At 35.6% G+C, this 14489-nt stretch carries 14 protein-coding genes; 4 read left to right on the top strand and 10 right to left on the bottom strand.

The genetic code is table 11. The features are described from left to right. Position 1 precedes the first annotated feature (1 nt). The 3 genes from ACQV18_RS05475 to galE are packed head-to-tail and all read right to left on the bottom strand — an operon-like array spanning position 2 to position 3066. A complete protein-coding gene (locus ACQV18_RS05475; protein ID WP_428892679.1) occupies positions 2-1177 on the bottom strand; it encodes a glycosyltransferase in 1176 nt (391 codons plus the stop codon). A gap of 23 nt (positions 1178-1200) precedes the next feature. Continuing rightward, the gene (locus tag ACQV18_RS05470; protein ID WP_428873583.1) at positions 1201-2031 is read right to left on the bottom strand and encodes a hypothetical protein; all 831 of its coding nucleotides are present in this window, start codon (positions 2029-2031) and stop codon (positions 1201-1203) included. A 24-nt stretch (positions 2032-2055) separates the two neighbouring features. Beyond that, entirely contained in the window at positions 2056-3066 is a 1011-nt protein-coding gene (gene galE / locus ACQV18_RS05465; protein ID WP_428873582.1) for a UDP-glucose 4-epimerase GalE, read from the bottom strand. A gap of 195 nt (positions 3067-3261) precedes the next feature. Between galE and ACQV18_RS05460 the strand changes: the two genes are divergently transcribed. Genes ACQV18_RS05460 through ACQV18_RS05445 form a run of 4 tightly spaced genes read left to right on the top strand, consistent with a single transcriptional unit; the run spans position 3262 to position 6383 of the window. Continuing rightward, complete coding sequence (locus ACQV18_RS05460; protein ID WP_428873581.1) at positions 3262-3711, top strand: flavodoxin; 450 nt, start codon at positions 3262-3264, stop codon at positions 3709-3711. Between the two features lie 15 nt (positions 3712-3726). After that, positions 3727-4968 carry an aminopeptidase gene (locus tag ACQV18_RS05455; protein WP_428873580.1) on the top strand — a complete coding sequence of 414 codons (1242 nt, stop codon included), beginning with the start codon at positions 3727-3729 and terminating at the stop codon, positions 4966-4968. 24 nt (positions 4969-4992) lie between these two features. After that, positions 4993-5265, top strand: a complete 273-nt coding sequence (locus tag ACQV18_RS05450) for a hypothetical protein (RefSeq protein ID WP_428873579.1) — start codon at positions 4993-4995, stop codon at positions 5263-5265. 5 nt (positions 5266-5270) lie between these two features. Next, positions 5271-6383 carry a glycosyltransferase family 4 protein gene (locus ACQV18_RS05445; RefSeq protein ID WP_428873578.1) on the top strand — a complete coding sequence of 371 codons (1113 nt, stop codon included), beginning with the start codon at positions 5271-5273 and terminating at the stop codon, positions 6381-6383. Positions 6384-7024: 641 nt separating this feature from the next. Here the strand turns inward: ACQV18_RS05445 and map are convergent. The 7 genes from map to ACQV18_RS05410 all read right to left on the bottom strand — a co-directional run bounded on the left by map (position 7025) and on the right by ACQV18_RS05410 (position 14378). Beyond that, positions 7025-7783, bottom strand: a complete 759-nt coding sequence (gene map, locus ACQV18_RS05440) for a type I methionyl aminopeptidase (RefSeq protein ID WP_428873577.1) — start codon at positions 7781-7783, stop codon at positions 7025-7027. A 45-nt stretch (positions 7784-7828) separates the two neighbouring features. Then, positions 7829-8620: an acyl-ACP thioesterase domain-containing protein gene (locus ACQV18_RS05435; RefSeq protein ID WP_428873576.1), complete on the bottom strand. Its 792-nt coding sequence runs from the start codon at positions 8618-8620 to the stop codon at positions 7829-7831. Between the two features lie 84 nt (positions 8621-8704). Continuing rightward, positions 8705-8950, bottom strand: a complete 246-nt coding sequence (locus tag ACQV18_RS05430; RefSeq protein WP_428873575.1) for a GlsB/YeaQ/YmgE family stress response membrane protein — start codon at positions 8948-8950, stop codon at positions 8705-8707. A gap of 109 nt (positions 8951-9059) precedes the next feature. Then, complete coding sequence (locus ACQV18_RS05425) at positions 9060-10211, bottom strand: glycosyltransferase family 4 protein (protein WP_428873574.1); 1152 nt, start codon at positions 10209-10211, stop codon at positions 9060-9062. 97 nt (positions 10212-10308) lie between these two features. After that, positions 10309-11577 (bottom strand): DEAD/DEAH box helicase, encoded by a 1269-nt coding sequence (locus ACQV18_RS05420; RefSeq protein ID WP_428873573.1) that lies wholly within the window; start codon positions 11575-11577, stop codon positions 10309-10311. Positions 11578-11638: 61 nt separating this feature from the next. After that, positions 11639-12649 carry a Gfo/Idh/MocA family protein gene (locus ACQV18_RS05415; protein ID WP_428873572.1) on the bottom strand — a complete coding sequence of 337 codons (1011 nt, stop codon included), beginning with the start codon at positions 12647-12649 and terminating at the stop codon, positions 11639-11641. A gap of 25 nt (positions 12650-12674) precedes the next feature. After that, a complete protein-coding gene (locus tag ACQV18_RS05410) occupies positions 12675-14378 on the bottom strand; it encodes a M3 family oligoendopeptidase (protein WP_428873571.1) in 1704 nt (567 codons plus the stop codon). Positions 14379-14489: the final 111 nt, after the last annotated feature.

Here is a 14489-nt window from a genome sequence, read left to right as displayed (position 1 = left end):
ATTACCTCGAATCTATCCGAAAATGGCTCACTTGATGATCTAACACCTGGCGATACAGCTTGGCTGCAGCTTCATTAGTAAGGGACTTAGCTTGTATACTTCTAAATCGTTCTTCATCAGTGGGAATTTTAGTTGAACTTTGATGATAAAATTCAATCAGCCTCTGATACCATTCTTTAGGTTCACAATTTAAAGATAAAAATTGAATCAACCCCAAGCCCAAGTCTACTTCTTGACTTATTTGATCGCTGGCAAGCACGGGAATGCCTACCGCTTGAGCTTCAATGGCTACCGTGCCAAAACCTTCAGAAAAAGAGGGCATAATTAATAAATCGATACCGGCTAATAAATTAGCAACCGGACTAATTCTGCCAGCAAAGAAAACTTGGGCATCAATTTCTTTTTTTTCTACCTCTTTTTCTAAAAAATCCCGATCTTCCCCCTCACCAGCAATCACTAAACGCAAGGGATGATGCTGCTTTTTACTATAAGCTATGACTTCTAAGGTCAAAGGATGATTTTTAATTGCCGTTAAACGCCCCACTTGTCCAATTATTAGACTTTGTTTGCTTTTCTTAGTGAATTTGCTTAGCCAATATTTACGACTTGTTCGCTTCTTTTCAAAATCGATAAAGAAATCATTGGGCTCTATGCTATTTGGAATAACCACAGAGGATTCTCCAACTTTCAAAGCAAACAATTCTTCTATTGAAAGTTGAGAACATCCAATCGGTAAACGAGACAATCTTCTATTGACTTGCGCATCAAAAACTTGCATCAATTTATTTTTTAAAGCTGGATTTTTGTCATAACGGTAATGCCCATGAATATAGAAATCAAAGGGCGTATCCTTTTGGAATTGATGGGCTAAATAATAATAAATGACTGAACGGTAACCTGCAATATGACTATAAACTACTTGGTAGGCATTCTCTTGAAAAGCTTTAGCAAAACTATTCTTAAAGGATTGCCAAGAAGTTTTTTTGGGGTTATTCAGAAAATAAATCTGACCACCCGTCTCTTCAATCGTCTGTTTAAAATAGTCAGGAACTTGACTGTAGGTAGCTACATCAAAAACCATCTCTTGATTGCTAGCTTCTTTAGCTAAATTGTGAATAAATGTAGAAATGCCTCCTCCAAAAGATGACATTAGATGTAGGATTCTAATTTTTTGCAAAAGCTTCCTCCTTATACGACTTTCTACTGATTAAAATTTAGGGATTCTAGTAATCTTTCTCTTTCACTTCTTGTTTGTGTGCTAGATAGGTCAAATGTTTCAGTTTTTTGACCCTTTTGAAGATTATAGTAGAGAGTAAATTTTAAAAAATGGTTAAAACCAATGTTACTTTTTACCAGGTAATCCGTTTGATTTAATTCTTTGGCTAGTTTTAAAAAGTGATGATAATCCATTAAATTGTCAGCCATAATTTGACTTGTCTTTTGTTCTTGCCGATCATCATTGTTAATATTTTTGAATAATACTCCATTAGAGTTCTTTTTAGCAACTTCTTCTAACCTATCAAGATCTAAGACAATTAAAAAATCAATGGGCAAATTATATGATTGCGTCAATTGTTCAACTAAAGCTAACTCTCCTTGCTTTAAACCATATTCTCTGATTGTTTTTGACATTTTAGTATCTGATATAAATAAATCTAATTGTGGATCGATGTTGACTTGGACTATCTTTTCTTGATTAAAATCCCATAAATAATAAGTTATTTCTTTAATTCTTTTCTCCCCAATTCGGCCTGCTTGACTGTAATCATAGCTCAAAACTAAGAGCTCGATGCCATCTTTTGCTAAGTCTTCAAAAGACCTATCTTTTTTTTCTAGTAATTCTTGTCCAATAGTATAGTATTGCCATTCAGAAGGATTATGGACAAAGGTGCCTTGGAAAGAATTTTTCAAATCATCCAGATAGCCAAAAAAGAGAAAAGTAGAAAAAACTAAAAGAATCATTACAAGAAAAAAGACCAAAAGTCTTTTTGAAAAAAAAGGACGTTTGTCTGATTTCTGTTCTGGAAACATATGCTTCCTCCGTTCAATTTATCATTAAAATCCTTCAGGATTTTTTTTCTGCCAATTCCATGAATCTAAACACATGGCATATAAGTTTTTTTGAGCCTTCCAATTCAACTCTTGATTAGCCCTTTCAGGATTGGCATAGGCAATCGCGATATCCCCTGGACGACGATCCACGATTTGATAAGGTATTTGGACTTGATTGGCTTTTTCAAATGCCCTAATTAAATCTAGGACAGAATAACCTTGACCGGTCCCCAGATTAAATATTGCGACACCTTTATTTTTTAGATTGTGGCTAATCGCTTTTTGATGACCTTGTGCAAGATCTACTACATGAATATAATCACGCACACCTGTTCCATCGTGTGTTGGATAATCATTACCAAACACTTGCAATTCACGGCGCTTACCGATTGCTACTTGAGTAATATATGGCATTAAATTATTAGGAATTCCCTGAGGATCTTCACCAATCAAGCCAGAATGATGTGCTCCAATAGGATTAAAATAACGTAATAAAGTCACCGACCACTCAGAATCAGAATACGATAAGTCTTGCAATATTTTTTCTAAGACTAATTTTGTATAACCATAAGGATTACTAGCCTCACCCGTCGGCATTGATTCATCAAATGGCGCTTTATGTGCCTCACCATAAACAGTTGCTGAAGATGAGAAAATAATATTTTTGACTTGGTTTTCCTGCATGACTTCGAGCAAGGTAATTGTACCACTAAGATTATTATGATAATACTTTAAAGGTTTTTCAACAGATTCACCAACAGCCTTATAGCCAGCAAAATGAATGACTAAATCAACAGGATGATTTTTAAAAATTTGAGCCATTGCCTGTTTATCTTCAATGTTAGTTTGATAAAAAGTAACGTTTTTACCAGTAATTGTATGAATACGATTTAAAACCTCTGGTTTTGAATTTGAAAAATTATCGACAACGATTACTTCTTGATCATTGTTTAATAGTTCAATAACTGTATGACTGCCGATATATCCAGTTCCACCTGTAACTAAGATTGACATATATAGCCTCCATCCTTAGCTTATTTATATTCTGATTAATTATAGCATAACAAATCTAGCTAGATTCATTCTTCATAATTTCTTCCTAAATTTACTCCTACTTCTTAACCTAATAGGAATTGAGGTCCACAATTGCTATGAAGTTTGATATAATAACACAAGGTTTAAAACAACTTAACCTTAAGGGGGAATATAATGGCAGAGGCATTAATCATTTTTGCAAGTCTTACTGGAAATACCGAAGAAATGGCTGATATTATTGCTGAGCGTCTTGAAGCTCACGGTATCACTACTGATGTGGTTGAAGTCATGCAAGCAGATGCAGAAGACTTTTTAGAATATGATGCTGTATTAATCGGTTCTTATACTTACGGAGTCGATGGAGTACTACCAGACGAAATGCTAGATTTTTACGATGATTTGGGTGAATTAGATCTATCAGATAAAGTCTTTGGTGTTTTTGGTTCAGGCGATACTTACTATGAAGTCTTTTGTGGTGCTGTCGATCACTTTGAAAAACAATTTTTAAAAGTAGGCGCTCAAGCTGGTGGCCCATCATGTAAAATTAACTTAAATGCCGAAGGTGAGGATATTGAACGTCTTCAAGCTTTAGCTGATGGTATTGCTGAAAAATTAAATCAATAAGGAAAGAGGTATACTATGACTTTAAAAAATTTTGATCAACTTCTTGAAAAATATGCAAACTTAATCGTCAATAAAGGAATTGCAGTTAGTAAAGAAGATTATATTTTAATTTTCGCTGATCTTGATCAAGCCCCATTAGTTCGCTTAGTGACTGAAGCTGCTTACAAAGCAGGTGCTAAGTTTGTTAAAGTAAATTGGGCAGACGATACATTAACTCGTCTTCATTTTACCCATCAATCTGAAGAAACACTGACCGATATTCCGCAATTTATAATTGATGAAGGCAATTACTTTGTAGAAAAAAGAGCTAAACGTATCTCACTACGTTCAAGTGATCCAAATGTTCTTAAAGGAATTGATCCTGCAAAAATAAACGCAGCAAACCGTGCTTCTTCTCAAGCTATGAAAGATGTACGTATTGCGACACAATCAAATCTTGTTTCATGGTTAGTTGTTGCAGGTGCAGGTAAAGAGTGGGCTGCTCTTGTTTTCCCTGAACTAAAAACTTCTGAAGAACAAGTAGACGCTTTATGGGATCAAATTTTTAAAACAACACGTATTTATGAAGAAGACCCAATTAAAGCCTGGGATGAACATGAAGAACGTCTTAGCGAAAAAGCACGCTTCCTTAATGAACAACAATTCGATCAGTTGCATTATACAGGACCTGGAACTGATTTCACTGTCGGCTTACCTAAAAACCATGTCTGGGAAAGTGCCGGATCACTTAATGAAAAAGGCGAAGTCTTTATTGCTAACATGCCTACAGAAGAAGTCTTTACAGCTCCAGATTCAAGACGTGCAGAGGGCTATATTTCTTCTTCTAAACCATTAGCTTATGGTGGAACTATAATTGATGAAATGAAATTCACTTTCAAAGACGGTAAAGTTACCGAAGTATCAGCCAAAGAAGGTGAAGAAACCTTACGTCAACTGGTAGAAGAAAATGAGGGTTCTGATTCCTTAGGTGAAGTAGCGCTTGTTCCGCATCAATCACCAATTTCTCAATCAGGCATTATCTTCTTCAATACTCTATTTGACGAAAATGCTTCTAACCACATCGCATTAGGACAAGCCTACGCTACTTCTGTAAAAAATGGTGCTAAAATGAGCCAAAAAGAGCTAGAGGAAGTGGGACTTAATCGCTCGAATGTTCACGTGGACTTTATGGTAGGAAATGCGGAAATGAATGTTGATGGAATCTCAGTAGATGGTACTGTTACCCCGATCTTCCGTAAAGGTGAATGGGCATTTTAATCACTTTAGAAGGAGGTGTTAAGGATGGTAACCCCTTCAAACTTTAACACAAATTTTGAAGAAGAAATAACCAAACACATTGAAGAAATAGATCGACGGGTAGACCGAACCGGTTGGCCGCTTCTAATCATCGGCATCATTATTTTCTTCTTACTTGTTTATCTGTCTGTAAAAGCTTTCTCTATTCCAACAACGAAAGAATATGAAGGCAGTCAAGCTGCCATGAATCAAAAAGTTGAAGATTTAGAAAATCGACTTTCTTCATTAGAAGCCCTAATCGAAGAAGGGCAAGAGTAGATAATATGGATATTTTACATATTAATTCCTATTTCTCAACTTCTGGTTTATTTAAACAAGTCTATGATCGTCAAGTAAAGCAGGGACATAAATTAAAAGTTTATGTCCCCATTTCGCATCAATTCCCTCAAGAAAGAGTAGCAGCTAGTGGAGATTACTTAAATCTATCTAGAAATCACGATCAATGGATGCGCTGGTTTTTTCCACTTAAACACCATAAGATTTGGCAAGATTTAAAAGAATCATACAGTTTAGATAGCTTTGATCTTACTCATGCACACTCACTCTTTTCAAATGGTTGGTTAGCTAGACAAGTTTATCTTAAATATCATGTCCCCTATATTGTTGCTGTACGCAATGCGGACCTACATACTTTTTTTGAAAAAATGCCATGGATGCGAAATGTGGGCTTAGATATTCTGCGCGATGCCAAGCAGATTATCTTTATTTCACAAAATACTTACCAACAGGTTTTTAATCGCTTTATACCCACTAAAGAATTGGATAATCTTAAAGGTAAAAGCCAGGTCATTGCTAACGGCATTGATGATTATTGGCATAACAATCGCTTCAATGAAAAGAAATTTATTTGTCATCAGCCACTGCGTATTGTAACCGCTGGTAAAGTATCTTCTGGTAAACGTTTTGTTGAATTAGCTAAAATGATCGAACACTTTTCAAAAAAATACCAAGCAGCGGAGTTACATATTGCTGGTCCCAATTGGGATGCTAAAATTCTCAAGCAATTGCAAGCAATGGATCATATTACCTACCACGGCGCTTTAAACAAAGCTGAAATGGTCAGTTTATATCGTTCAATGGATCTTTTCGCCCTACTATCTTTCCCTGAAACCTTTGGATTAGTCTATCCAGAAGCAATGAGTCAAGGTTTGCCAGTAATCTATACTCAAAACGAAGGATTCGATTCATTTTTTAAAAATTACCATGTAGGCGTTTCTGTAGATCGATTTGATCAAACAGCTTTCGATCAAGCAATTCTTTATATTTTAAACCATTATGAACGTTTGTCTCAAGATGCTTTAGAAGCAATCAACCCCTTCAAATGGGATGAAATAATTAGCCGCTATGAAAAACTCTATCAATCAATTATTTCCTAAAGGCTTCAATCATAAAAACAAGGGGCTGGAACAAAAGGGCTGCTCAGCCTTGCCTCAAAATTTACAGCGAGCCCAGATTGGAAAGTTACTTTCCAATCTGGGCTCGCTACTTTGCGTATTGACGTAGATTATTGGCCATAAATATTCGCTCGACATCGGTCTTAGAAAAGCTATTGCGACCGTTGATGTCGCTTGACAAGTGGTGTGTTTTTCTTTACGAGGAATAAAATCCTAGGCAGTTTTTCGGTGATACTTTTTGAGACGACGGCCTGAAAAATTGCCTTTAGAACAAGCAAATAACAATACTTTAAGTAAGACACGAGGATGATAAACAGGTCGCCCATCGGCAAGTTCAAGTGGGCGAATATTTGCTTCTGGAATCTGTTCGAATTGCTCCTCGTAGAGCTCGCTTAGTATTGGATCTTCTCAAAGGAAAGCAAGTTTAATTCATAATACACTGTTGCTACATAGAAAGCCCCTCCTAAATAGTTTTGTGTTTCCTACTATTATATTAGGAAACGCTTTCTATGTTTATATTGTTAAAGAAAAAGTCCGATTAACGATTGTACCGTTTACCGAACTTTCTTTAATTATTCAGGGCTTTTGTTCCAACCCCTTGTTTTTATTTTTAAACAATTAAATTATATTTCATTTTCCTGTTGAGTCAATAAAATAGGTCCGTCTGGTCCAATAGCTAATGAATGCTCGTACTGGGCACAGTATCCTCCGTCTCGGGTTCTGGCCGTCCAACCGTTGGCATCCATCTTCATTTTCCAATCTCCTGTGGTTACCATTGGTTCAATGGTAATTGTCATACCTTCTTTTAATCGAAGTCCCTTGCCTTTTATACCATAGTGAGGAACAGCTGGTTCTTCATGGATAGTAGGACCAATACCGTGACCAATAAAGTCGCGAACTACACCAAAGCCCTCTTTTTCCACATATGTTTGAATAGCATGTCCAATATCCCCTATACGATTCCCAGGTCTAGCTTGTTCAATCCCGCGATATAATGCTTCCTTGGTAACCTCCATTAATCGCTTATGCTCTGGACTAATTTTACCTACCGCATAACACCAACAAGAATCAGAGATAGCTCCATTAAAATCTACACAGAAGTCTACCTTTATTATATCACCAGCTTTTAAGCTACGATTAGATGGGAAACCGTGACATATCTCGTCATTAACACTGGTGCAAGTAGCAAATTTATAACCTTCGTAGCCGATTTGGGCAGCGACAGCTCCAGCTGCTTCAATTTTATTTTGAACAAATTGATCGATTTGTTTAGTAGTTAGCCCCGCTTTTATAAAATCCCGTAATGCTACATGAATATCAGAAAGGATTTTTCCTGATTCTTTCATGGCTTGAATTTCTCTTTCAGATTTAAGTGTGATCATTAATAGCCTTCTTTCTAATTTCATTATCGAATCTATTATAACGAATTACAGCTCTTTTTCCAGCCATTCGATTTCAATCCGAGCCGCTTCTTGCTGATTAGTAGCATTATAAATAGTTTGATAAGTTATTATTTTTTTAGCATCAGTTTGAGTCTCTAATTTGACATTAGCCTCTGTAAGAATTTTAACTTGATGCTCTCTAAGCAACTCTCGACCATACTTAATCGCTAAGTTTTTTATGTCATAATTATTTTGTAACCAAGAAGGAAGACTACCAATGGACCAATTTATATAAACAAGATTATTGACATGATGATTAAAATCAATATCTTGATTTGTTATAGCTTGGTCTTTTTCTTTCCAAAGAGTTATATCGTCAGGAAAATTAAGCTTTATTTTCTTAACCTCTTGTTGGTGGTCAATAAGTTGTAATTCTTCTAACTTTTTATGAGCAATACGGCCCATTTTCCTAGTTTTTAAATTAATCACCGCGAATTGCATCTGACATTCTAACAAAAGATGATCTTTAGACCTTATCTCGAACCACCGCTCTAATAAAAATCGGTTGGCCTGAATAATCTTAGTCTGAACTTCAATCGTATCACCATATTGAGGCAGTTGATTGATCATGCAGATGTTTTGCGTAATTACCCAACTTTCATCCTGCCCCAAAATAGAGTCAGTTTGATCAAATTGATTAACTTGATCATGCCTTGTGGAAGTTTCCAGAACAGCTTCTAATAGTTTAGTAAAATTATTACTTTTATTTTCTGGATCGATAAACCAATCAGTATTTATTTTAAATGTTTGAGTATAAGACGTCAGTTTTTCCACCATGTCATTTCCTCCCAAATAAGAATATCAGTAAATAAAGAAAAAAGGCAGGTTCAATGAACCCGCCTAAGTGTTAAGCTAATCAACTTATCTTGTTTTCTTTAAGACAAAGGATACTACTGCAATCAGAATAATCGCTCCAATTAATGATGGGAAAATAGCAATGCCAGATACTACAGGGCCAAAATTAGAGAAGAATTGACCACCTATCCATGAACCGATGATACCAGCAATGATATTTCCAATAACTCCCCCAGGAATATCTTTACCTAGAACCATACCTGCTAACCATCCAATGATTCCTCCAACAATTAAAGTCATAATAAGTCCCATAATTATACCTTCTTTCTTTCATTTCTATATAAATTATATAACAAATTACTACATTTTGCGAATCCTTTGTTTTGTCCTTACCCTATTAAGCGTTTGATGAGCTGCTCTTTTATTGATTTACTAATTTACTAAGATGTGAGAGCTTTTGAGAACTAAGATGAATTGTTTCTTCATAATAATTTAACAGCATGCTGGTGGCGTTTTTCCATGAATATTTTTCAGCTTCTCGACGGGCTCTTAACCCCATTTTCTTAAGCTTTAAAGGATTATCTAAAATCTTTAAAGCTTCCATTAATGACTTTATATTCCCTGATTGATAAATCATTCCTGTTTGGTTGGGAGTAATTTGTTCTAGGGTAGGACCATTTTCAGCAGCGATTACCGGAACTCCTGAAGCCATCGATTCTGAAATAACTAAGCCAAAAGTTTCTGAAACAGATGGGAATATAAAGGCGTCTCCTGTTGCATATGCCTTAGACAAGTCTTCTCCAGTTAAAAAGCCAGTGAAGGTCGTTTTTGTGCCTGTAAATAATTCTTCTAAATGTTGGCGCTCTGGACCATCCCCAACAATTGCTAAACAGATATCCTCTCGGTAAGAAAAGATTGGTAATAAATGATCTAAATCTTTTTCAGCAGCAAGTCGTCCAACATAGACTAGTAGTTTTTGATTATCTAATCCAAAAGTCCATTTGTTATATAAATTCTGATCAAAAAACTTAGGATGCCTCTTTTTAAGGTCAATACCACGCGGCATAACTCCTTCAGCAGCTATCCCCTGTTGGATTAATTCTACTTTTAAACTTTCTGAAACAGTAACATTTAAATCAGCGTCATTATGCCAAAAGCGAATATAATCCCATAGAATTGGTTTCAAGAGCGGTAAATTATAGGAATCAAGATAATCAGGCAAGTGTGTATGGTAGGAAGCTAATAAAGGAATTCCCAATTGCTTAGCATATTTAACAGCAGAAGTTACCATGAAAAATGGATTGACTGCATGAATAATATCAGGTTTAAAATTTTGAATAATTGTTTTCATTTTGCGAGAAGGTAAACCCCAAGGACGTGATTTGTATAAAGGAAAGTTAAAAGAATCCATCGGTATCACTTCTACACCCTTATACTCAGTAATTCCTAAATCAGGTGATACGACAATTATTTCATGACCCAAGTCCTTCATAGCAACTGTCATATGAGCAAGGCGTGTACAGATACCATCTGTAGCAGGTACAAATGTTTCTGTTGCTATTAAAATTCTCATTTCACTTCTCCTTTACCTTAATGTCCTATCTTAATAATTATTATAACTCAATGATAAAAAGATACTGTAAATTTATTGTAAAATTTAGGTAAAGCTTTTATTTTTCCCTTTTGCGCGGTTTCCCAATGTTTTTAGTATTACGCTTACGATTTTTCTTTTTAGCTTTGACTGCTGTTTTTGGTTTTTTTGGATGTGATTTACTCTTGGTTATTCGTTTACTAGACCGTTTTATTTCTTCCTCCTCAGGCCATTCATTTAATAATTTACGATCATAAAGTACTCTTTCTTCTAAGTGAATACTACTGTCATCAAGCATATTTTTTAGGTCTATAGCTTCTTGTTGATTGACCAGTGAAATGGCACATCCCTCATTCCCCATGCGTCCAGTTCTTCCTGAACGATGATAATAAGTCCGCACATCTCGTGCTGGATGATAATGAATAACATAAGGTATTCCTTCTATATCAAGTCCTCTAGAAGCTAAATCCGTCGTTAATAAATAGATTGTTTTTTGCTGTCTAAACTGTTCTAAGGCCATTTGTCTTTCTCGATTGGTTAATTGACTATGAAGTACAGATATGGATAAATTTTCAAAAATCATTTTTGCAGCAGCTCTTTCTAACTCACTAATTTGATCAAAAAAGACAATCGCTTGCATGCTTTCAATTTGAGCCAAACGTTTTAACATATTTGTTTTTTGTCGATTGTTAACTTCTAGGTACAAATGTTCAGTTTGCATATTGGCTGAATGCATTGAAATTTCTAAACGATCATATTCATAATTTTTTGCTTGTAAATAATCAAGAAAATCTTTACTTTTAGTAGCTGAAAAATAATAGCGTTTAATATCTCTCATGAGGCGTTTCTCAATCATTTCAATGTCTGCTATTTGCTGCTCACCTTTTGAAAAAAGATAGTCTGCTTCATCATAGACAATCCATTTAACCGTGTGAACCTTCAGTTTAGATGTTTGCTTTAGTAACTCATTAAAACGTCCAGGAGTTGCCACAATAAGCTCCGGTTTATTTTTTAATTTTTCAATTTGTCTTTTGACATTAGCACCGCCAACAATACTCATAGAAGTCATTCCAAGTAATCGGCTCCATTCATCCACCACTAAAAAAATCTGCTGAGCTAATTCTTGAGTAGGGGCAAATATGATGGCTTGTAGATGTTGGTTTACTTCAATCTTTTCTAGGATAGGAAGCAAATAGGCCAGTGTTTTTCCCGTACCAGTTGGCGAAATAGCTACAACCGGCTCTTCATTTTTAAGGTAGGGATAGACTTGTTTTTGAATAGGTGTTGCCTCGGAAAAATGTTTTTCTTGCCAGTGTTTTTTTAATTGTGTATTTGATAATTCCTTCATACAATCTCCTTCTTCATGAAAGAACGGCTAAAAGTCATTGACTTCTAACCGTTCAAGGGTCTTATAATAGTTTAGCTGACTGACGTAATAACTCAAGAACTTGAACCACTTGCAAGGATAATTGTCTCCAGTTCTCATACAATATTTCTTGATGAATTGTTTTTTCTTCAAGGATCATATCTGAAAAGCTTAATAACTCATCAAACATTGGATTAGCTGGTAAATAATCTATGATTTGGGCCTTCTTACCCTCTGTGTTAACTAAACTCACCTTGGTTAAGCGTGAGATATCATTAATGATAAAAGTTTCTTGGCCAATATAAATTTCACTCGGCATCAAAGAATGAACAGTCTTGGACAAAAAGATTGAAACTTGTGTTTGAGCATACTTTAAAATGACTGTACCAAACAAATCAACTTGTCGTCCATCATCTATCGCATGATAGTAAACAGATTCAGGAAGACCAAATAAGTCGAGCGCTATGTATAAAGGATAGACACCTAAATCCATCAAGGAACCACCATGAAAATCAGCATTAAAAACATTCGGAACTTGCCAACCCTTTTCTTTGGATTCTAAGTAAGTTTCATAGCGAGAAGAGTATTGTCCCATATTAAAGTTAGCACCATATAAAGGACTGTCCAACTCTTTCATTTTATGTTTAATTAAAGGCTTCAAACGACTATAATTTCGACTATGATAGTGCATTGCCGCTTCAAATACATAAACTCCGACTTCGTCAGCGAGTGAATAGAGCTCATGCCATTGAGCCGAGGAGGTTACCATAGGTTTTTCAATAATTACATGCTTTTTTGCTTTTACAGCTTGGATAGCCTGCTGAAAATGAAAGGAGTTAGGACTAGCGATATAAATCACTTCGATTTTAGGATCATAGAGAATATTATTTAATTCATTGGTAAAATAATCGGCATCATGTTTTTGTGCAAGCTGTTTAGCCGAGTCAAGATAACGTGAATAAACCGCTGTGAGATGGTAACGCTGTGTTAACCGAGCCGCATTCATCATTTGCTCAGTAATCCATGAGCTACCGATCGTCGCATAGTTCAACATGACAAACGCTCCTTTAGGATCACCATTATTTTCTTAAAGTTTCTTCATCGACTTGGTCGAGGTAAGCCTCTATACTTGCTAAAGTATCCGCAAGATTGCCAGGTTCAAATGGTGACTTCAAGTTCCCTGTTGCAATAATTTCTGTGAAAGTCTGAGTTCCCCCAACCTTACAAATATTCAAATAATCTTCCCAAGCTTTTGGATCATGATCTACTTGGCTACGTTTCCAGAATTGGAAAGCACATACTTGAGCCAAAGTATAATCAATATAATAGAAAGGCATAGTGAAGATGTGCAATTGTTTGAACCACCAGCCTCCATTTTCATAGAACTCATTGCCTTGGTAATCAATCCAAGGGTTGTAAATTTTTTCTAATTTTCTCCAAGTTTGACGACGTTCTTCTGGTGTCATGTTTGGATTTTCATATACTTCATGTTGGAAGTGGTCCACACAAACACCATAAGGAATAAATTGAACAGCTCCAGCTAAATGTTGATACTTAAACTTCTCAATGCTATCACCAAAGAAGTTTTTCATCCATGGCCAAGTTAAAAATTCCATTGACATTGAATGAATCTCACAAGACTCTAAAGTTGGCCATACAGCTTCAGGGGTTTGAATCCATCTTGAATTATAAACTTGGAAGGCATGGCCTGCCTCGTGAGTCAATACTTCAACGTCGTGTGATGTACCATTAAAGTTGGCAAAAATATAAGGCGTCTTGTAATTTGGTAGATACGTACAATAACCACCTGTATCTTTACCTGGTTTAGACTCTAAATCTAAAACATCGTATTCAATTAATAAGTCAATGAACTCACCTGTTTCTGGTGATAATTCATGGTACATTTCAACACCTTTAGCAACAATCTCTTCTGGACTTCCTTCAGGTTTGGCATTGCCTGTAGGGAAAGTTAGACCTAAGTCATAAAAGGCTAGCTTATCCAAACCTAGACGTTCACGCTGACGTTCAAATAGTTTCTCAGCTAAAGGTACGACATGTTTTTGCACTTCTTTGCGATAGACTTCAACGTCCTTACGGTCATAGTCTAAACGTGCCATACGCGCATAACCCACTTCAACAAAATCTTTAAAACCTAGCTTTGTTGCAATTTCGTGACGCGTTTTAACTAATTGATCATAAATACGATCAAACTCATCTTGGCGTTCTAAATACCAATCAGTAATTAACTCAGAAGTTTCTTTACGTACTTTTCGATCAGCATCTTGAGTAAAGGCGCCAATACTTGATAAGTTATAAATTTCACCTTTATACTCAATTTCAGCAGAAGCTTTTAACTTACCATACTCTGATACCAAGCGATTTTCCTTTTGTAATAGCGGTATAATTTCTGGAGAAAAGATTTTCAAATGATTTTCTGCTAACTTAAAGAAAGTGTGAGGTAGTTCTTCTTCTAATTCTTTACGATAAGGTGAGCCAAGTGTGGCTCGATAATAGTCACTTTCCCACTCACTAATAAGGGGTGAGTTTTCATCCCAGAAATCCGTTTCATCTGAATAGAATTGATCACGGGTATCCACTGAATGACGAATTGAAGTTAATGTTGAATTCGTTTCAATATCTCTTTGAATGTCTTGAATGGCCTTAACCGCTGCAAGTGCATCCTCAGCCGATTCAGCTTTTTTGATTCCCTCAATTTGCTGTTGGAATGACTGTTTTAAAAGAGACATATCTGGTCTTTTATATTCGAATTCATTGAATTTCATGCTTCCACATCCTTTTTTATTTATTATTTTTATTATAACACAGCGTGAATATGCTGAAAACGATTTAAAAATAAACTTTTTTGACTGCTTTTGCTATACTATATCTAAGTG

The organism is Facklamia sp. P9177, from assembly GCF_050409585.1.
Taxonomy (GTDB): Bacteria; Bacillota; Bacilli; order Lactobacillales; family Aerococcaceae; genus Facklamia.
Note: the sequence above shows the minus strand (reverse complement) of the source record. Positions and strands in the feature narration are given on the sequence as shown.

Coding starts and splice junctions, on each gene's coding strand:
- ACQV18_RS05425 (WP_428873574.1), bottom strand. CDS start 10,211: ATGAGAATTTTAATAGCAACAGAAACATTTGTACCTGCTACAGATGGT.
- ACQV18_RS05445 (WP_428873578.1), top strand. CDS start 5,271: ATGGATATTTTACATATTAATTCCTATTTCTCAACTTCTGGTTTATTT.
- ACQV18_RS05420 (WP_428873573.1), bottom strand. CDS start 11,577: ATGAAGGAATTATCAAATACACAATTAAAAAAACACTGGCAAGAAAAA.
- ACQV18_RS05415 (WP_428873572.1), bottom strand. CDS start 12,649: ATGTTGAACTATGCGACGATCGGTAGCTCATGGATTACTGAGCAAATG.
- ACQV18_RS05410 (WP_428873571.1), bottom strand. CDS start 14,378: ATGAAATTCAATGAATTCGAATATAAAAGACCAGATATGTCTCTTTTA.
- map (WP_428873577.1), bottom strand. CDS start 7,783: ATGATCACACTTAAATCTGAAAGAGAAATTCAAGCCATGAAAGAATCA.
- ACQV18_RS05450 (WP_428873579.1), top strand. CDS start 4,993: ATGGTAACCCCTTCAAACTTTAACACAAATTTTGAAGAAGAAATAACC.
- ACQV18_RS05470 (WP_428873583.1), bottom strand. CDS start 2,031: ATGTTTCCAGAACAGAAATCAGACAAACGTCCTTTTTTTTCAAAAAGA.
- ACQV18_RS05455 (WP_428873580.1), top strand. CDS start 3,727: ATGACTTTAAAAAATTTTGATCAACTTCTTGAAAAATATGCAAACTTA.
- ACQV18_RS05435 (WP_428873576.1), bottom strand. CDS start 8,620: ATGGTGGAAAAACTGACGTCTTATACTCAAACATTTAAAATAAATACT.
- galE (WP_428873582.1), bottom strand. CDS start 3,066: ATGTCAATCTTAGTTACAGGTGGAACTGGATATATCGGCAGTCATACA.
- ACQV18_RS05430 (WP_428873575.1), bottom strand. CDS start 8,950: ATGGGACTTATTATGACTTTAATTGTTGGAGGAATCATTGGATGGTTA.
- ACQV18_RS05460 (WP_428873581.1), top strand. CDS start 3,262: ATGGCAGAGGCATTAATCATTTTTGCAAGTCTTACTGGAAATACCGAA.